This window comes from Streptomyces sp. CBMA152, assembly GCF_014596475.1.
GTDB lineage: Bacteria > Actinomycetota > Actinomycetes > Streptomycetales > Streptomycetaceae > Streptomyces.
Genome location: NZ_MECJ01000028.1, coordinates 519,269 through 536,166 on the forward strand (window position 1 = coordinate 519,269; position 16,898 = coordinate 536,166).

16 protein-coding genes are annotated in these 16,898 nt (G+C 71.2%); 3 read left to right on the forward strand and 13 right to left on the reverse strand.

Going from position 1 to position 16,898, the window contains the following annotated elements:
- Positions 1-21: 21 nt before the first annotated feature.
- Both alr and BG418_RS25870 read right to left on the reverse strand, forming a co-directional pair.
- Positions 22-1,176 carry an alanine racemase gene (gene alr / locus BG418_RS25865; RefSeq protein ID WP_188276594.1) on the reverse strand — a complete coding sequence of 385 codons (1,155 nt, stop codon included), beginning with the start codon at positions 1,174-1,176 and terminating at the stop codon, positions 22-24.
- A 41-nt stretch (positions 1,177-1,217) separates the two neighbouring features.
- Positions 1,218-2,186 carry a L,D-transpeptidase family protein gene (locus BG418_RS25870; RefSeq protein WP_188276364.1) on the reverse strand — a complete coding sequence of 323 codons (969 nt, stop codon included), beginning with the start codon at positions 2,184-2,186 and terminating at the stop codon, positions 1,218-1,220.
- A gap of 438 nt (positions 2,187-2,624) precedes the next feature.
- Here BG418_RS25870 and BG418_RS25875 point away from each other — a divergent pair, with 438 nt between their 5' ends.
- Positions 2,625-4,055: an NAD(P)H-hydrate dehydratase gene (locus BG418_RS25875; protein ID WP_188276365.1), complete on the forward strand. Its 1,431-nt coding sequence runs from the start codon at positions 2,625-2,627 to the stop codon at positions 4,053-4,055.
- Between the two features lie 319 nt (positions 4,056-4,374).
- Here the strand turns inward: BG418_RS25875 and BG418_RS25880 are convergent, their stop codons facing one another.
- Positions 4,375-4,743: a holo-ACP synthase gene (locus BG418_RS25880; protein WP_188276366.1), complete on the reverse strand. Its 369-nt coding sequence runs from the start codon at positions 4,741-4,743 to the stop codon at positions 4,375-4,377.
- Positions 4,740-6,587, reverse strand: coding sequence for a glutamine--fructose-6-phosphate transaminase (isomerizing) (gene glmS / locus BG418_RS25885; RefSeq protein WP_188276367.1), 1,848 nt, complete (start codon positions 6,585-6,587; stop codon positions 4,740-4,742). Before glmS ends, BG418_RS25880 begins: the two co-directional genes overlap by 4 nt.
- Before the next feature lie 157 nt (positions 6,588-6,744).
- On the opposite strand from glmS, the gene coaA reads away from it, so the two are divergent.
- Positions 6,745-7,734, forward strand: a complete 990-nt coding sequence (coaA, locus tag BG418_RS25890) for a type I pantothenate kinase (RefSeq protein WP_188276368.1) — start codon at positions 6,745-6,747, stop codon at positions 7,732-7,734.
- 83 nt (positions 7,735-7,817) lie between these two features.
- Here the strand turns inward: coaA and glmM are convergent, their stop codons facing one another.
- The 4 genes from glmM to BG418_RS25910 all read right to left on the reverse strand — a co-directional run bounded on the left by glmM (position 7,818) and on the right by BG418_RS25910 (position 12,203).
- Positions 7,818-9,176 (reverse strand): phosphoglucosamine mutase, encoded by a 1,359-nt coding sequence (glmM, locus tag BG418_RS25895; RefSeq protein ID WP_188276369.1) that lies wholly within the window; start codon positions 9,174-9,176, stop codon positions 7,818-7,820.
- Positions 9,177-9,304: 128 nt separating this feature from the next.
- Positions 9,305-9,829: a 30S ribosomal protein S9 gene (rpsI, locus tag BG418_RS25900; RefSeq protein WP_188276370.1), complete on the reverse strand. Its 525-nt coding sequence runs from the start codon at positions 9,827-9,829 to the stop codon at positions 9,305-9,307.
- A gap of 41 nt (positions 9,830-9,870) precedes the next feature.
- Positions 9,871-10,314 (reverse strand): 50S ribosomal protein L13, encoded by a 444-nt coding sequence (gene rplM / locus BG418_RS25905; RefSeq protein ID WP_188276371.1) that lies wholly within the window; start codon positions 10,312-10,314, stop codon positions 9,871-9,873.
- A 266-nt stretch (positions 10,315-10,580) separates the two neighbouring features.
- Positions 10,581-12,203, reverse strand: a complete 1,623-nt coding sequence (locus BG418_RS25910) for an ABC-F family ATP-binding cassette domain-containing protein (RefSeq protein WP_188276372.1) — start codon at positions 12,201-12,203, stop codon at positions 10,581-10,583.
- A gap of 56 nt (positions 12,204-12,259) precedes the next feature.
- Here BG418_RS25910 and BG418_RS25915 point away from each other — a divergent pair, with 56 nt between their 5' ends.
- A complete protein-coding gene (locus BG418_RS25915) occupies positions 12,260-13,114 on the forward strand; it encodes a hypothetical protein (RefSeq protein WP_188276373.1) in 855 nt (284 codons plus the stop codon).
- A gap of 7 nt (positions 13,115-13,121) precedes the next feature.
- Here BG418_RS25915 and truA read toward each other — a convergent pair whose 3' ends face one another.
- From truA to rpsM, 5 genes are all read right to left on the reverse strand, one after another.
- Positions 13,122-13,988 (reverse strand): tRNA pseudouridine(38-40) synthase TruA, encoded by an 867-nt coding sequence (gene truA / locus BG418_RS25920; protein WP_188276374.1) that lies wholly within the window; start codon positions 13,986-13,988, stop codon positions 13,122-13,124.
- A gap of 85 nt (positions 13,989-14,073) precedes the next feature.
- The gene (gene rplQ / locus BG418_RS25925) at positions 14,074-14,559 is read right to left on the reverse strand and encodes a 50S ribosomal protein L17 (protein ID WP_188276375.1); all 486 of its coding nucleotides are present in this window, start codon (positions 14,557-14,559) and stop codon (positions 14,074-14,076) included.
- Between the two features lie 180 nt (positions 14,560-14,739).
- Positions 14,740-15,762: a DNA-directed RNA polymerase subunit alpha gene (locus BG418_RS25930; protein ID WP_003956430.1), complete on the reverse strand. Its 1,023-nt coding sequence runs from the start codon at positions 15,760-15,762 to the stop codon at positions 14,740-14,742.
- A 153-nt stretch (positions 15,763-15,915) separates the two neighbouring features.
- Positions 15,916-16,320: a 30S ribosomal protein S11 gene (rpsK, locus tag BG418_RS25935; protein ID WP_006376016.1), complete on the reverse strand. Its 405-nt coding sequence runs from the start codon at positions 16,318-16,320 to the stop codon at positions 15,916-15,918.
- A gap of 66 nt (positions 16,321-16,386) precedes the next feature.
- Complete coding sequence (gene rpsM, locus BG418_RS25940) at positions 16,387-16,767, reverse strand: 30S ribosomal protein S13 (protein ID WP_188276376.1); 381 nt, start codon at positions 16,765-16,767, stop codon at positions 16,387-16,389.
- Positions 16,768-16,898: the final 131 nt, after the last annotated feature.

Here is a 16,898-nt window from a genome sequence, read left to right on the forward strand (position 1 = left end):
TGGGCCCGTACGCTCATTCGCTCAGCCGTCGAGACGTTCGTCCGGACTCTCGTTCAGATAGACGCGCGGAACCCGCGAACCGATCCGCGTGACGATCTCGTACGCGATGGTGTCCGCCGCCCGCGCCCAGTCCTCGGCGCTCGGCTCGCCCCGGTCGCCGGGCCCGAACAGGACCGCGTCCGCGCCCGGCTCGACGGTGTCCCCGTCGAGGTCGACCACGAACTGGTCCATGGCGACCCGGCCCGCGACCGTGCGCACCTTCCCGCCGACGAGGACGGGCCCGCGCCCGGAGGCGTGCCGGGGAATCCCGTCCGCGTACCCGAGCGGGACCAGCGCGAGGTTGGTCTCGGCCCTGGTGACGTAGTGATGCCCGTAACTGACGCCGTGACCCGCCGGAACCTGCTTGGCAAGGGCCACCGACGCGGCCAGCGTCATCACCGGCCGCAGCCCGAAGTCGGCCGGGGTGCCGAGCTCGGGCGCGGGGCTGACGCCGTACATGGCGATGCCGGTGCGTACGAGGTCGAAGTGCGACTCGGGAAGGGTGAGGGTGGCCGGCGAGTTGGCGATGTGGCGCACCTCGGGCTGGACACCCTCCTTCTCCGCGTACGCCAGGAGCTCGCGGAAGACCGTGAGCTGGGCGGCGATGGAGGGGTGGCCGGGCTCGTCGGCGCAGGCGAAGTGCGACCAGAGGCCGGTGACACGGACCTCGGGCGTGGCGAGCGCCGCCTGGACGAGCTCGGGCCAGTCGGCGGGCTGGCAGCCGTTGCGGCCGAGCCCGGTGTCGGCCTTGAGCTGGATACGGGCGACGCGTCCGGCGGCGCGGGCGGCCTCGGTGACCTCCCGCAGCGCCCACATCCCGCTCACGGACACATCGATGTCCGCCTCGATCGCCTCGCGCCAGGGCCCGCCGGGCGTCCACAGCCAGCACAGCATCCGGCCACCGATCCCGGCCGCGCGCAGCGCCAGGGCCTCCTGCGGAGTGGCGGTGCCGACCCAGGCGGCGCCCGCCTCGACCGCGGCCCGGGCACACGGCAGCGCGCCGTGCCCGTACGCGTCCGCCTTCACGACGGCCATGAGCTGCGCGCCCGGGGTACGGGCACGCAGCGCACGGACGTTGGCGCGCAGCGCGGCGAGATCGATCTCGGCGCGGGCCCGGGTGTGCACTGTCTGAGTCATCGCGGTCATCGCGCCAAGTCTCTCAGAGCTGACACCCGGCCTCAGGAACCGGGCCGGTGCCCCCAGATGTGGACCGGGTCACCCTTGCGCAACACGCCCCACAGCCGCCGGGCGTCGGAGTAGGTCAGATTGACGCACCCGCGCGAGCCGACGGTGGAGTAGACGTTGTCGTAGATCCCGTGGAACGCCTGCCCGCCGCTGAAGAACTGGGCGTACGGCATGGGGGCGTGGTAGATCGTCGACCAGTGGTTCTTGTGCCGCCAGTAGACGGGGTAGGTGCCGGTACGGGTGGCGTAACCGGGCCGCCCGGAGCGGATGGGGACGGGCCCGAAGTCGACTTTCTGACCTTTCCCGCTCTGCACCCACATGAGCTGCCGATCCAGATCGACGCAGGCGATACGGCTTCTGCGTACGGGGCAGTGGCCGGCGGCGTTCGGGCGGTCCTTGGCGGCGAGCAGCCGGATGGCGCCCCAGGTGACGGGTCCGGCGAAGCCGTTGCTCGGCCGGATGCCGCGGTCGGTCTGGAACCGGCGGATCGCGGCGCAGTCGGCGACGGACTGCTTCCCGTCGACGGGCAGCTTGAGCCACCGCTCGACCTGCCGCTGGTAGGGCCCGGTCTGCTTGCTGCACGTGACGGCCCCGACCTCATTGCCCGGCACGTACTCGACGAGCCGTCCGGCGTTCTTCGGTGCGCCGGGCTCGACGGCGTCCTCGGCCGGGCTGGGCTCGTAGACGAGGGGCGGCAGCACCTGGTCGGGCGTGTCCATGAGATACGGGATGTCGCCGGGGGCGCGGGGCTCGCCGGGGACGAGGGAGTCGAGGCCGAGGGGGGCGGCTTCGCCGGGTCCGGGTGCGGGGGGCGCGGGGGCGGGTCCCGGGTGCGGGGGGACGGGGTAGGAGTCGGCCGGGGCGGCGGTGCCCAGGGCGAGGGTGACGGCGAGGGCGAGGCCGCCGAGGGCGCGTTTGCGTCGGTTGAGGGTGATGCGTGGCGGGATGCGTCGTTCGCTCATGGCCCCAGCGAACCGTCGGGCCCGGGCGTGTCGCGGACGCCGCGCGGGGTGGGGTGCGCGCCGTCATCCGGCCGGTCCTCAGCCCCCACCCCGCCCGTTCCCTTAACCCTCCGGGGGTGGGTGGGGGTGGAGGTGGTTTCCCGGGGGCTACGCCCCCGGACCCCTGGGCGGGGCCTGCGGCCCCTGCACCCCGCTTCGGCTGCGGACCGTGCTGGGTTGCTCGCGCAGTTCCCCGCGCCCCTAGGCAGTTAGGGGCGCGGGGAACTGCGCGACCAGCCCCCACCGGCTCGCAGGCGAAAAACGGGGTCCGGGGGCGCAGCCCCCGGGTAACCGCCTTCACCCACCACCCGGCCGCCCGCCCAGGGCCTTCGGGAAGGGGCGGGGTGGGGATCACCTCCCGGGGTGGCAGGCTGGCGCGGGATTCGGAAGGGTGGACCCATGCGTATCGCTTATCGCGTGGAGACCGTCCGGGCCGCCGAGCGGGAGCTGATGGCCCGGCTCCCTGAAGGCGCGCTCATGCAGCGCGCCGCCGCCGGACTGGCCGCAGCCTGCGCCGGCATCCTCGGCCGGGTGTACGGCGCCAGAGTCGTCGTCCTGGCGGGCAGCGGGGACAACGGCGGCGACGGCCTGTACGCCGGCGCCCGCCTGGCCCGACGCGGGGCGGGTGTCAGTGCCGTACTGCTCGCGCCGGACAGGGCACACCCCGGCGGGCTCGCGGCGCTGCTGCGGGCCGGCGGCCGCGTCGCCGACGACCCGTACGACGTACTCGCCGCCGCCGACCTCGTCCTCGACGGCATCACCGGCATCGGCGGCCACGGCGGTCTGCGCCCCGACGCGGTCCCCGTCGCCCGGGCGGCGCGCGGCTCCAACGCGCTCGTCGTCGCCGTCGACCTCCCCAGCGGTGTCGACGCGGACACCGGGCAGGTGGACGGCGAGGCGCTGCACGCCGACGCGACGGTGACGTTCGGGACGTACAAGCCGGGCCTGCTCATCGACCCCGCGCACGCGTACACCGGCGCAGTACGGCTCGTCGACATCGGGCTCGACGACTTCCTGCCGTCCGTGCCGGACTGCGAGGCGCTGCAACACGCGGACGTGGCGCAGCTGTTGCCGGTGCCGGCCGGGGAGAGCGACAAGTACCGGCGGGGTGTGGTCGGGATCGTCGCCGGGTCCGCGCGCTATCCGGGCGCGGCGGTGCTCGCGGTGGCGGGCGCGCTGAGCGGGGGCGCGGGGGCGGTGCGGTACGTGGGGCACGCGGCCGACGGGGTCGTGGCCCGGTTCCCGGAGACGCTGGTCTCGGAGGGGCCGCCGGCCAAGGCGGGGCGGGTCCAAGCGTGGGTGGTCGGACCGGGCCTCGGGGACGCGCCCGGCGTCGCCGACGTCCTCGCCTCCGATGTGCCGGTGCTCGTCGACGCGGACGGCCTGCGGGGTCTGGACGCGGATGCCGTACGGGCCCGGACCGCGCCCACCCTGCTCACCCCGCACGCGGGCGAGGCGGCGGCGCTGCTCGGCGTGAGCCGGGCGGAGGTGGAGGCGTCACGGTTGCGGTCGGTGCGCGAGCTGGCTTCTCGGTACGGGGCGACGGTGCTGCTGAAGGGGTCGACCACGCTGGTCGCCGACCCGGGCGGGCACTTGCCGGTCCGGGTCAACCCGACGGGTACGCCGTGGTTGGCGACGGCGGGGAGCGGTGACGTGCTGTCGGGTCTGGCGGGTTCGCTGCTCGCGGCGGGGCTTTCTGCGCGGGATGCGGGGTCGGTGGCGGCGTACCTCCACGGCCTGGCGGCCCGGCGCGCGGCGTCCGCCGCCCCTCTGACGGCCTCGGCGGTCGCCACCGCGCTCCCGTCGGCGTGGCACGACGTGTACGCGTGATCCACCCCGTCGGGGTCTCCGCCCCCGAACCCCGCGCGCCTCGCCTGCGGCGGGCGAATTCCCCCACCCCGCCCCTTCCCGAAACCCTGCCGGGGGCTGACGTTCGGCTGACCACCGGTGGGGGCTGAGCGCGCAGTTCCCCGCGCCCCCAAATACCTAGGGGCGCGGGGAACTGCGCGAGCAACCCACCACGGTCCGCAGGCAAACGGAGGCCGGGGCGCAGCCCCGCTCGGGGTGCCGGGGCCCCGCCCCGGGAAACCACCTCACCCCCACCCACCCACCCCCAGAGGGTTAAGGGAACGGGCGGGGTGGGGAATGGTCACCCCTCCGCGATCACCACCGCCGACGCCACCCCCGCGTCATGGCTCAGCGACACATGCCACCCCCGCACCCCCAACGCCTCCGCCCGCGCGGCCACAGTCCCCCGCACCCGGAGCCGTGGCTGCCCGCTCTCCTCCACGTACACCTCCGCGTCCGTCCAGTGCAGCCCCGCCGGCGCGCCCAGGGCCTTCGCCAGGGCCTCCTTCGCGGCGAAGCGGACCGCCAGGGACGCCGTGCCCCGGCGCTCCCCGCTCGGGAGCAACAACTCCTGCTCCACGAACAGCCGTTGGAGGAGGGCAGGTGTGCGCTCCAGGGACTCGCCGAAGCGCTGCACCTCGGCCACGTCGATCCCGACCCCGATGATCACTCGACGGTCACCGACTTCGCGAGGTTGCGCGGCTGGTCGACCTCGTTGCCCCGCGCCGTGGCCAGCTCGCAGGCGAAGACCTGGAGCGGGACCGTGGCGACGAGCGGCTGGAGGAGCGTCGGCGTGGCCGGGATGCGGATCAGATGGTCCGCGTACGGCACCACCGCCTCGTCCCCGACCTCCGCGATCACGATCGTCCGCGCCCCCCGCGCCCTGATCTCCTGGATGTTGGACACGATCTTGTCGTGCAGGACCGAGCGGCCCCGGGGGGACGGGACCACGACGACCACCGGCAGGTCCTGCTCGATCAGCGCGATCGGGCCGTGTTTCAGCTCCCCCGCCGCGAATCCCTCCGCGTGCATATACGCCAGTTCCTTCAGCTTCAACGCGCCTTCCAGCGCCACCGGGTAGCCCACATGACGGCCCAGGAAAAGCACCGTGTTCTTGTCCGACAGCGAGCGCGCCAGCTCCCGTACCGGCTCCATCGTCTCCAGGACCTGGTCGACGTCCTGCGCGATGGACGCCAGGTCGCGGATGACCGCCTGGATCTCGTCGCCCCACTTCGTGCCGCGCACCTGGCCCAGGTACAGGGCCACCAGATAGCAGGCGACCAGCTGGGTCAGGAACGCCTTCGTGGACGCGACGGCGACCTCGGGGCCCGCGTGCGTGTACAGGACCGCGTCCGACTCGCGCGGGATCGTCGAGCCGTTGGTGTTGCAGATCGCCAGCACCTTCGCGCCCTGCTCGCGCGCGTGCCGCAGCGCCATCAGGGTGTCCATGGTCTCGCCGGACTGCGAGATCGCGATCACCAGCGTGCGCTGGTCGAGGATCGGGTCCCGGTAGCGGAACTCGCTGGCGAGCTCCGTCTCGCAGGGGATCCGCGTCCAGTGTTCGATCGCCAGCTTCGCGATCATGCCCGCGTGGTACGCCGTACCGCACGCCACGATCACGACCTTGTCGACCTCGCGCAGCACCGCCGCCGGGATGCGCACCTCGTCGAGCGTCAGCGAGCCCGCCGCGTCGATGCGGCCGAGCAGCGTATCGGCCACGGCCTTGGGCTGCTCGGCGATCTCCTTGAGCATGAAGTAGTCATAGCCCCCCTTTTCGGCGGCCGACGCGTCCCAGTCCACGTGGTACGACCGCACCTTCGCGGGAGCCCCGTCGAAGTCGGTGACCGACACACCGTCCCGCCGCAGCTCCACGACCTGGTCCTGACCCAGCTCGATCGCGGACCGCGTGTGGGCGATGAACGCGGCCACGTCCGAGGCGAGGAAGGACTCACCCTCTCCAACGCCCACCACCAGCGGGGAGTTCCGCCGCGCCCCGACCACCACGTCCGGCTCGTCCGCGTGCACCGCGACCAGCGTGAACGCGCCGTCGAGCCGTCGGCACACCTGCCGCATCGCCTCGGCCAGGTCCTCGGTCGACGAGTACGCCTCGGCCAGCAGATGCGCCACGACCTCGGTGTCCGTCTCGGAGGCCAGCGCGTGGCCGCGCTCCTCCAGTTCGGCCCGCAGCGCCGCGAAGTTTTCGATGATCCCGTTGTGGACGACCGCGACCCGGCCCGCGTTGTCCAGGTGCGGGTGGGCGTTGGCGTCGGTGGGGCCGCCGTGGGTGGCCCACCGGGTGTGCCCGATGCCCGTGGTCCCGCTCGGCAGCGGGCCGTCGACCAGCGCCTTCTCCAGATTGACGAGCTTGCCCGCCTTCTTGGCGGCGGCCAGGCCCCCGTCGGCGAGGACCGCGACCCCCGCCGAGTCGTAGCCCCGGTATTCGAGGCGCTTCAGACCGGCGATGACAACATCGAGCGCTGACTGCGCTCCCACGTACCCGACGATTCCGCACATGGCGGCAGCCTACGACCGTACGGGCGCTCCATGGGCGCCACTCGCGCTGCCTGCCCGCAGGCGGGTCGGCACGTGCCCCACCGGCCTGCCCGCGCGCGGGTTCGCACGTGACCCACCCCACCCCCCACTTCCGGCCGCCACCCCCGACAATGGCCATGTGATCACTTCGCCGCCACGAAGCGCCCACCGCCGGGCGGACTCGACACCGTACGTAGACCTGACCCGCAGCGAGTGGAGCGCGCTGCGCGACAAGACGCCGCTGCCGCTGACCGCCCAGGAGGTGGAGCGGCTGCGCGGGCTCGGCGACGTCATCGACCTGGACGAGGTGCGGGACATTTATCTGCCGCTGTCCCAGCTGCTCAACCTGTACGTGCAGGCCACCGCCCAGCTGCGCGGCTCCCTCAACACGTTCCTGGGCGACGCGGGCAACGGCCACGGCGCCCAGCGCGGCACCCCGTTCGTCATAGGCGTGGCCGGATCGGTGGCCGTCGGCAAGTCCACGGTCGCCCGCCTCCTCCAGGCGATGCTGGCCCGCTGGCCCGAGCACCCGCGCGTGGAGCTGGTCACCACCGACGGCTTCCTGTATCCGATGGCCGAGCTGCAACGGCGCGGCCTGATGTCGCGCAAGGGCTTCCCCGAGTCGTACGACCGGCGGGCGCTCACCCGGTTCGTCGCCGACATCAAGGCGGGCAAGGACGAGGTCACCGCCCCCGTCTACTCGCACCTCATCTACGACATCGTGCCCGGTGAGCGGCTCACCGTGCGCCGCCCGGACATCCTCATCGTCGAGGGCCTGAACGTCCTGCAGCCCGCCCTGCCCGGCTCGGACGGCCGCACCCGGGTCGGCCTCGCCGACTACTTCGACTTCAGCGTGTACGTGGACGCCCGCCCCGAGGACATCGAGACCTGGTACCTGAATCGTTTCCGCAAGCTGCGCGAGACGGCCTTCCAGAACCCGTTCTCGTACTTCCGCAAGTACACCCAGGTCTCCGAGGAAGAAGCCCTCGACTACGCCCGCACCACCTGGCGGACCGTCAACCGGCCCAACCTGGTGGAGAACGTGGCACCCACGCGCGGGCGCGCCACCCTGGTCGTCCGCAAGGGACCCGACCACAAGGTCCAGAAGCTGTCCCTGCGCAAGCTCTGACGAGCGGGCGCGAGAACGAGTGGGCCCGCCGGGGAACTCCCCCGGCGGGCCCACTCGTTGAGCGTACGAAGTACGCGACTCGCCTAGCCCAGCGCGGACTTCACGACGTCGGCGAGGCGACCGGCCACCGCCCGCGCCTGGTCGATGTCGGCTGCCTCGACCATCACGCGCACCAGCGGCTCGGTGCCCGAGGGGCGCAGCAGCACGCGGCCGGTGGAGCCCAGCTCGCGCTCGGCCTCGGTGACCGCGGAGGTCAGCTCGGCGGAGGTGGAGACGCGGGACTTGTCGACGTCCGGGACGTTGACCAGGACCTGCGGCAGACGCTCCATGACGCCGGCCAGGTCGGCCAGCGTGCGGCCGGTCGCGGCCAGGCGCGCGCCCAGCATCAGACCGGTGAGCGTGCCGTCGCCGGTGGTGGCGTGGTCGAGGATGATCACGTGGCCGGACTGCTCGCCGCCGAGCGCGTAGCCGTGCTCCTTCATCGACTCCAGGACGTAGCGGTCGCCGACGCCGGTCTGGACGACGGAGACGCCCTCGCGCTCCATCGCGATCTTGAAGCCGAGGTTGGACATCACCGTGGCGACGACCGTGTTGCCGCGCAGGGTGCCCGCCTCGCGCATGGCGAGGGACAGGACGGCGAGGATCTGGTCGCCGTCGACCTCGTTGCCCTGCGCGTCCACGGCCAGGCAGCGGTCCGCGTCCCCGTCGTGCGCGATGCCGAGGTCGGCGCCGTGCTCGACGACGGCGGCCTTCAGCAGGTCCAGGTGGGTCGAGCCGCAGCCGTCGTTGATGTTGAGCCCGTCCGGCTCGGCACCGATCGTGACGATCTCGGCCCCGGCCCGCGTGAACGCCTCGGGCGAGACGTACGAGGCGGCGCCGTGCGCCTCGTCGAGGACGACCTTCAGCCCGTCGAGACGGTTGGGCAGCACACCGATGAGGTGGGCGACGTACTTGTCGAAGCCCTCCTCGTACGTACGGACGCGGCCCACACCGGCGCCGGTCGGCCGCTCCCACGGCTCACCCGTGCGGTGCTGCTCGTAGACGCGCTCGATGCGGTCCTCCAGCTCGTCGGCGAGCTTGTGGCCGCCGCGCGCGAAGAACTTGACACCGTTGTCCGGCATGGCGTTGTGGCTGGCGGAGAGCATCACGCCGAGGTCCGCGCCGAGAACGCCCGTGAGATACGCCACGGCCGGGGTCGGCAGCACACCGACGCGCAGCACGTCGACGCCCGCGCTCGCCAGACCCGCGACGACCGCGGCCTCCAGGAACTCCCCGGACGCGCGGGGGTCGCGACCGACCACCGCGGTGGGCCGATGGCCCGCGAACGTACCCGCCTCGGCCAGCACGTGCGCCGCCGCGACCGACAGGCCGAGCGCGAGCTCCGCCGTCAGATCCGCGTTGGCCACACCGCGTACACCGTCCGTGCCGAAGAGTCGTCCCACTGCTGTCCTCCATTGCGATCCACCAGGCGCCGCACCCGGACGCCCGCGACTGGGGTCGAAAAGAACGCCGCCCCGGCAGCACGGAGAGTGCTGCCGGGGCGACGATTTGCCGTACAGGCAGGCGCGGTTTAGCGCTTGCTGTACTGCGGAGCCTTGCGGGCCTTCTTGAGACCGGCCTTCTTGCGCTCGACCGCACGGTCGTCGCGGGAGAGGAAGCCGGCCTTCTTCAGCGCCGGGCGGTTGTTCTCGACGTCCGCCTCGTTCAGCGCACGGGCCACACCCAGGCGCAGGGCGCCGGCCTGGCCGGAGACGCCGCCACCCGAGATGCGGGCGATGACGTCGTAGCGGTTGTCAAGCTCGAGCACCTTGAAGGGCTCGTTGACTTCCTGCTGGTGGACCTTGTTCGGGAAGTAGTCCTCGAGCGTACGCCCGTTGATCTTCCACTTGCCGGTGCCCGGGACGATCCGGACGCGGGCGATGGCGTTCTTGCGACGACCCAGGCCGGCGGCCGGCTGCGGGTCACCGAAGCGGGAAGCCATCGACTCGGTGGTGTACTCGCCCTCGACGGGGACCTCGGACTCGAAGGTGGTGACCTCCGCGTAGGTCTCTTCGCCCTCGGTGTCGACGGGGGTCTCGACAGTGGTCTCGGCCACGATGCTCCTCAGATTCTTTTCTGTTTAGGGGGTGGCCGGAACTACTGCGCGACCTGGGTGATCTCGAACGGCACCGGCTGCTGGGCAGCGTGGGGGTGCTGGTCGCCCGAGTAGACCTTCAGCTTCGAGAGCATCTGACGGCCCAGGGTGTTCTTGGGGATCATGCCGCGGATGGCCTTCTCGACGGCCTTCTCCGGGTTGTTCGCCAGGAGGTCGTCGTAGCGCACGGCGCGCAGACCGCCCGGGTAGCCGGAGTGGCGGTAGGCCATCTTCTGCTCGCGCTTGTTGCCGGACAGGTGAACCTTGTCGGCGTTGATGATGACGACGAAGTCACCCATGTCCATGTGGGGCGCATACACGGGCTTGTGCTTGCCCCGGAGGAGGTTGGCAGCGGTCGTCGCCAGACGGCCCAGGACGACGTCCTGAGCGTCAATGACGTGCCACTGGCGAGTGATGTCGCCGGGCTTGGGGCTGTACGTACGCACGGTCGTAGCCTTCGCTTCTTCAGTGGTGGATGGGGTCCAGACACATTGCACCCTGAAGCGATATGCAGCTGGGACTCACAATGCCGGGGACGCTGCCCGTATGCGAGCCACTGGTAACTGCTCCAGAGAACCTACGTAAGGGCCCCTCGCGTGAGAACGACCAAGCCAATACGCATAACAAACCAGAAGAATACCCGGGCGCCCCGGGCGGGTCAAAACCGCCCGGGGCGACTCGGCCGGATCAAGCCCTGGCCTGCACAAACGCACTAGCGGGCGCGCTCCACCCGACGCTCGTCCCACACCGGCTCGGTGGTCTCCCGCACGACACCGTCCGAGCCGAAGACCAGATAGCGGTCGAACGTCTTCGAGAACCAGCGGTCGTGGGTGACGGCGAGCACCGTGCCGTCGTACGACTCCAGGCCGTCCTGAAGGGCTTCGGCCGACTCCAGGTCGAGGTTGTCCGTCGGCTCGTCCAGGAGCAGCGCGGTCGTGCCCGCCAGCTCCAGGAGGAGGATCTGGAAGCGGGCCTGCTGACCGCCGGAGAGCTTCTCGAAGGGCTGGTCGCCCTGGCGCTCCAGCTCGTACCGCCGCAGCACCGACATCGCCCCGCCCCGGTCCTTGGCGTGCTCGGTCCACAGGATGTCGACGAGCGTGCGGCCCAGGAGCTCCGGGTGCGCGTGGGTCTGGGCGAAGTGCCCGGGCAGCACCCGCGCGCCCAGCTTCCACGTACCCGTGTGCGCCACCGACGGGTCGCCCGCCAGCAGCCGCAGGAAGTGCGACTTGCCCGAGCCGTTCGAGCCGAGGACCGCGACCCGCTCGCCGTAGTAGATCTCCAGCGAGAACGGCTTCATCAACCCGGTCAGCTCAAGGTTCTCGCAGGTCACGGCGCGTACGCCGGTACGACCACCGCGCAGCCGCATGGTGATCTCCTGCTCGCGCGGCGGCTCCGGCGGCGGGCCGGCCTCCTCGAACTTCTTGAACCGCGTCTGCATCGCCCGGTACCGCGAGGCCATGTCCGGGCTGATCGCCGCCTGGTTGCGCAGCCGCAGCACCAGCGCCCGAAGCCGCGCGTGCTCCTCGTCCCAGCGCCGCTTCAGCTCCTCGAAGCGCGCGAAGCGCTCCTTGCGGGCGTCGTGGTACGTGGCGAAGCCGCCGCCGTGCACCCACACGTCCGTACCGGCCGGGCTCGGCTCCAGGCTCACGATCTTCTCGGCGGCCCGCGACAGCAGCTCCCGGTCGTGGGAGACGAAGAGGACCGTCTTACGGGTCTCCTTCAGCTTCTCCTCCAGCCAGCGCTTGCCCGGCACGTCCAGATAGTTGTCCGGCTCGTCCAGGAGCAGCACCTCGTCCGGACCGCGCAGCAGCGCCTCCAGGACCAGCCGCTTCTGCTCGCCGCCGGAGAGCGTGCGCACCTGGCGGAACTGCGCCTTGTCGTACGGGACGCCCAGCGCGGCCATGGTGCACATGTCCCAGACCGTCTCGGCCTCGTAGCCGCGCGCCTCCGCCCAGTCGCTGAGCGCCTGCGCGTACGTCATCTGCGCGGCCTCGTCGTCGACCGTCATGATCAGGTGCTCGGCCCGGTCCACCTCGGCCGCCGCCGCCCGGATCCTCGGCTGCGACACGGAAACCAGCAGGTCACGGACGGTGCGCTCGTCCCGCACCGACCCGACGAACTGCGGCATCACCCCGAGCCCGCCGCCCACGGTGACGCTGCCGCCGTGCGGCTGGAGCTCCCCGCAGATCATCCGCAGCAGGGTCGTCTTGCCGGCGCCGTTGGCCCCGACGAGGGCCACCACCGCGCCCTCCCCCACCCGGAACGAAGCGTCGCCGAGCAGCACCCGTCCGTCCGGCAGGTAGTACTCCAGGTGTGCGGCCTCTACATGTCCCATAGGCGGATTGTCGCCCACCGGGGACTCCGGACCACAACCGAATTAGGATGCGCGCCATGAGCTTTGGGCAAGGGGGACCCTCGTGGGGCCCGGGGGACAACGGCACGCCGGACTGGGCAGCGCTCGCCGACGAGGCCGCGGCGCGCAGCCGCCGCAAGCGATGGCTGCTGATCGGCGGTGGCGCGGTGGCCACGGCGGCCGTCGTGGCGATCGTCGCCACCGCGATCGTGACCACGGGCGGTTCCAAGGACGGCGGCGACAGCAAGTCCGCGAGCGAGCTGCCCTCGCCCCAGACCCTGCCGAGCGACACCGCCCAGCCGCAGCCGTCGTTCTCGTCGGTGGCGCCGCCTCCCCCGCCCAACCCGCACGACTTCATATCCAGCGCCAAGAAGGACAAGGCGCCGCTCAGCGCCGACACGCTCTTCCCGGGCAAAACGCTGAAGATGGGCGACCGCACCTACACCAAGGGCCCGACCGCCCGGACCACCAACTGCGCCTCGGCGACGCTCGGTTCGCTCGGCTCGGCCCTGGAGAACAACGGCTGCGAACAGGTCATCCGCGCCACGTACGTGAAGGACGGCGTCGCCGTCACCATCGGCGTCGCCACCTTCGAGAGCGAGGCGAAGGCCAACCAGGCCAAGCAGCAGGCGGGCATCGGCCTCGCGCCGCTCGCGGGCGAAGGGGTCCCCGGCTTCTGCGACGGCGGCCACTCCGTCTGCCGCAACCTCTCCAACTCGTACGGCCGGTACGCCTACTTCAGCATCACCGGCTACACCAACGGCAAGAGCGTCACCAGGGGCGACAAGAACGCCTTCGCCCCCGGCGACGACCTGTCCGAGTTCACGTTCCGTCAGATCGTCGCCCGGGGCGAGGCCCAGGCGTCGGCGGCGGCCACGGCACCCGCCCACTGACCGCTCGTCAGCAGCAGCCGGGGCTCTCTTCGCGCCCCGGCAGGGTGCGCATGTTGCGGGCCTCGCGGCTGCGCGCGGCCAGCAACTCGTCGGCGGGGTAACCGACTTCCTCCAACGTGAGGCCGTGTGGCTTCACCACGTGCACGGACGAGTCCCGCACGGCCGCGGCCAGCACCTTGCCCGGCCACTCCACGCCTCGGTGCCCGTCGCCCACGTACAGCAGCGCGCCCACCAGCGAGCGCACCATGTTGTGGCAGAAGGCGTCGGCGCGGACGGTCGCGGTGACGATGCCGTCCTCGCCCCGCACCCAGGAGAGCTGCTGGAGCGTACGGATGGTGGTGGCACCCTCGCGCTTCTTGCAGTACGCGGCGAAGTCGTGCTCGCCGAGCAGCGCGGTGGAGGCGGCGTTCATCGCCTCGACGTCCAACTCCCAGTCGTGCCACAGCACATGGCCGCGCAGCAGCGGGTCCACGCCGCCGGGGTTGTCGGTCACCCGGTACGCGTAGCGCCGCCAGATCGCGGAGAAGCGTGCGTTGAAGCCGCTGGGGGCCTCCGCGACCCGCCAGATCCGGATGTCGTGGGGCAGCCGCCCGGCGAGGCGCCGCAGCAGCTTCTCGCGGTGCTCGGCCCAGACGTCCTCGGGCAGGTCGACATGCGCCACCTGCCCACGCGCGTGCACCCCCGCGTCGGTGCGCCCCGCGACCGTCAGGTCGTACGTCTGTGCCGACCGCGTCACCGTGCGCAGCGCGGCCTCGATCTCGCCCTGGACCGTCCGCCGGCCGCTCGGCTGCTTGGCCCAGCCGGAGAAGTCCTTGCCGTCGTACGACAGGTCAAGCCGTGCCCGGACCAGGCCGGGCTCCACCTCATCACTCACGTAACAGATCCTCTCAGACCGGCAGAAAAGCGGAACGGGCCCGTCCCCCGAAGGGAACGGACCCGTCCGTCAGTCGTCGGAACGCTTAGGCGTCCTTGGACTCCTCCGCCGGAGCGGCGTCCTCGACCTCGGCGGTCTTGGCGGCCTCGTCGGCCTCCTTGACGGCGCGCTTCGCGGCGGCCTCGGCCTCGGCGACGGTCGCCTTCTTGGCGATCTCGCCCTCGACCAGCTCGATCACGGCCATCGGCGCGTTGTCACCACGGCGGTTGCCGATCTTGGTGATACGGGTGTAACCACCCGGACGCTCCGAGTAACGCGGCGCGATCTCGGTGAAGAGGGTGTGGACGATGCCCTTGTCGGTGATCGTCTGCAGCACCAGGCGACGGTTGTGGATGTCGCCCTTCTTCGCCTTGGTGATCAGGCGCTCGGCGACCGGACGCAGGCGGCGGGCCTTGGCCTCGGTCGTGGTGATGCGGCCGTGCTCGAAGAGCGACTTCGCCAGGTTGGCGAGGAGCAGCTTCTCGTGCGCGGCGGAGCCGCCGAGGCGGGCGCCCTTTGCGGGACGGGGCATTGCATTCTCCTAGGTGTCTGCCCTGGCCGTATCAGGTACCGGGGTCAGTATCCGAGCAAGGCGGTTGCCTGTCGGAGATCCGGGAGCACCCCCGAAGGGGCGCTTCCGGAGGGGGCGCGGAGAGCTGCGCGATCAAGCACAGCGCACCGCACCCGAGTACGGACCGTGAGGCCCGAGCTCTTAGTACTGCTCGGTCTCGACGAACCCGGCGTCCGCGTCGTCGTCGGCGCCGAAGGCGTCGGCGGCGGCGGTCGGGTCGAATCCGGGCGGCGAGTCCTTCAGCGCGAGGCCCATGCCGGCCAGCTTCGCCTTGACCTCGTCGATCGACTTCGCACCGAAGTTGCGGATGTCGAGCAGGTCGGCCTCGGAACGAGCCACGAGCTCACCCACGGAGTGGATGCCCTCGCGCTTGAGGCAGTTGTACGAACGAACGGTGAGCTCGAGCTCCTCGATCGGCAGCGCCAGGTCGGCGGCAAGGGCGGCGTCCGTGGGGGACGGGCCCATGTCGATGCCCTCGGCGTCGATGTTGAGCTCGCGCGCCAGACCGAACAGCTCGACCAGGGTCTTACCGGCGGACGCCATGGCGTCACGCGGGCGCATGGCCTGCTTGGTCTCGACGTCGACGATCAGCTTGTCGAAGTCGGTGCGCTGCTCGACACGGGTCGCCTCGACCTTGTACGTGACCTTGAGCACCGGCGAGTAGATGGAGTCGACCGGGATACGGCCGATCTCCTGGCCCACCTGCTTGTTCTGGACGGCGGAGACGTAGCCGCGACCGCGCTCGACGGTCAGCTCCATCTCCAGCTTGCCCTTGCCGTTGAGCGTGGCGAGGACCAGGTCCGGGTTGTGCACCTCGACACCGGCCGGGGGCGCGATGTCGGCGGCGGTGACCAGACCCGGGCCCTGCTTGCGCAGGTACATCACGACCGGCTCGTCGTGCTCCGAGGAGACGACCAGCTGCTTGATGTTGAGGATGAGGTCGGTCACGTCCTCCTTGACGCCCGGCACGGTGGTGAACTCGTGCAGAACGCCGTCGATCCGGATGCTGGTGACAGCGGCGCCCGGGATCGAGGACAGGAGGGTGCGGCGGAGGGAGTTGCCGAGGGTGTAGCCGAAGCCCGGCTCCAGCGGCTCGATCACGAACCGCGAGCGGTACTCGTCGACGACCTCTTCGGTCAGCGAAGGACGCTGAGCGATAAGCATGTGGTGATCCTTCAGTCGTGGGCACCCACTATTTGATGCCCGACAGCCACCGGGCGGAGCCCGATGTTTCCTTCAGTACAAGGGTACGGGCGGTACCGCCCCGAAGAGCCGTACCGCCCGAAACCTCAAGGCAATCCTTGAAGCAGCCGTGCGTCAGACGCGGCGGCGCTTCGGCGGACGGCAGCCGTTGTGCGGCGTCGGGGTGACGTCCTGGATCGAGCCGACCTCGAGGCCGGTGGCCTGGAGGGAGCGGATCGCGGTCTCGCGGCCGGAGCCCGGGCCCTTGACGAAGACGTCGACCTTGCGCATGCCGTGCTCCTGCGCGCGGCGGGCGGCCGACTCGGCGGCCATCTGCGCGGCGAACGGAGTCGACTTGCGGGAGCCCTTGAAGCCGACGTGGCCGGCGGACGCCCAGGAGATCACGTTGCCCGCGGGGTCCGTGATCGAGACGATGGTGTTGTTGAACGTGCTCTTGATGTGGGCGTGCCCATGAGCGACGTTCTTCTTTTCCTTGCGGCGCACCTTCTTGGCAGCGCCCTGACGACCCTTGGGGGGCATCTATTACTCCTACGGGAGGTGGTCGGTCCTACAGCGAAGACCGTGTGGTCAAGCGTCCGCTGAGGACTACTTCTTGCCCGGCTTCTTCTTACCGGCGATGGCGCGACGCGGGCCCTTGCGGGTACGGGCGTTCGTGCTGGTGCGCTGACCGTGGACCGGGAGGCCACGACGGTGGCGCAGACCCTGGTAGCAGCCGATCTCGACCTTGCGGCGGATGTCGGCCTGGATCTCGCGGCGGAGGTCACCCTCGGTGCGGAGGTTGGCGTCCACGTACTCGCGGATCTTGACCAGGTCCTCTTCGGCCAGGTCACGAACGCGGGTGTTCGGGTTCACGCCGGTGGTGGAGAGGATCTCCTTGGACCGGGTGCGCCCGATACCGAAGACGTAGGTGAGTGCGATCTCCACACGCTTTTCGCGCGGGATGTCAACACCGGAAACGCGTGCCATTCAATGGCTCCTGTGTGTTCGGGGGTCTTCCGCAGAACCACTCCCGACCGCCGTACTAGGTACGGATCGGGTCCCCGGCCCCCGCCGGAGGTGTCGCCGACCCTGTGTGGGCTGGGCGGGCTCTGCGTATG

Excerpts from the sequence above, each read along its gene's own strand:
- alr (WP_188276594.1), bottom strand. The coding sequence starts at position 1,176 with ATGACTCAGACAGTGCACACCCGGGCCCGCGCCGAGATCGATCTCGCC.
- rpsK (WP_006376016.1), bottom strand. The coding sequence starts at position 16,320 with ATGCCCCCCAAGGGTCGTCAGGGCGCTGCCAAGAAGGTGCGCCGCAAG.
- BG418_RS25870 (WP_188276364.1), bottom strand. The coding sequence starts at position 2,186 with ATGAGCGAACGACGCATCCCGCCACGCATCACCCTCAACCGACGCAAA.
- glmS (WP_188276367.1), bottom strand. The coding sequence starts at position 6,587 with ATGTGCGGAATCGTCGGGTACGTGGGAGCGCAGTCAGCGCTCGATGTT.
- BG418_RS25930 (WP_003956430.1), bottom strand. The coding sequence starts at position 15,762 with ATGCTTATCGCTCAGCGTCCTTCGCTGACCGAAGAGGTCGTCGACGAG.
- BG418_RS25910 (WP_188276372.1), bottom strand. The coding sequence starts at position 12,203 with ATGGGACATGTAGAGGCCGCACACCTGGAGTACTACCTGCCGGACGGA.
- BG418_RS25915 (WP_188276373.1), top strand. The coding sequence starts at position 12,260 with ATGAGCTTTGGGCAAGGGGGACCCTCGTGGGGCCCGGGGGACAACGGC.
- BG418_RS25875 (WP_188276365.1), top strand. The coding sequence starts at position 2,625 with ATGCGTATCGCTTATCGCGTGGAGACCGTCCGGGCCGCCGAGCGGGAG.
- rplQ (WP_188276375.1), bottom strand. The coding sequence starts at position 14,559 with ATGCCCCGTCCCGCAAAGGGCGCCCGCCTCGGCGGCTCCGCCGCGCAC.
- rpsM (WP_188276376.1), bottom strand. The coding sequence starts at position 16,767 with ATGGCACGCGTTTCCGGTGTTGACATCCCGCGCGAAAAGCGTGTGGAG.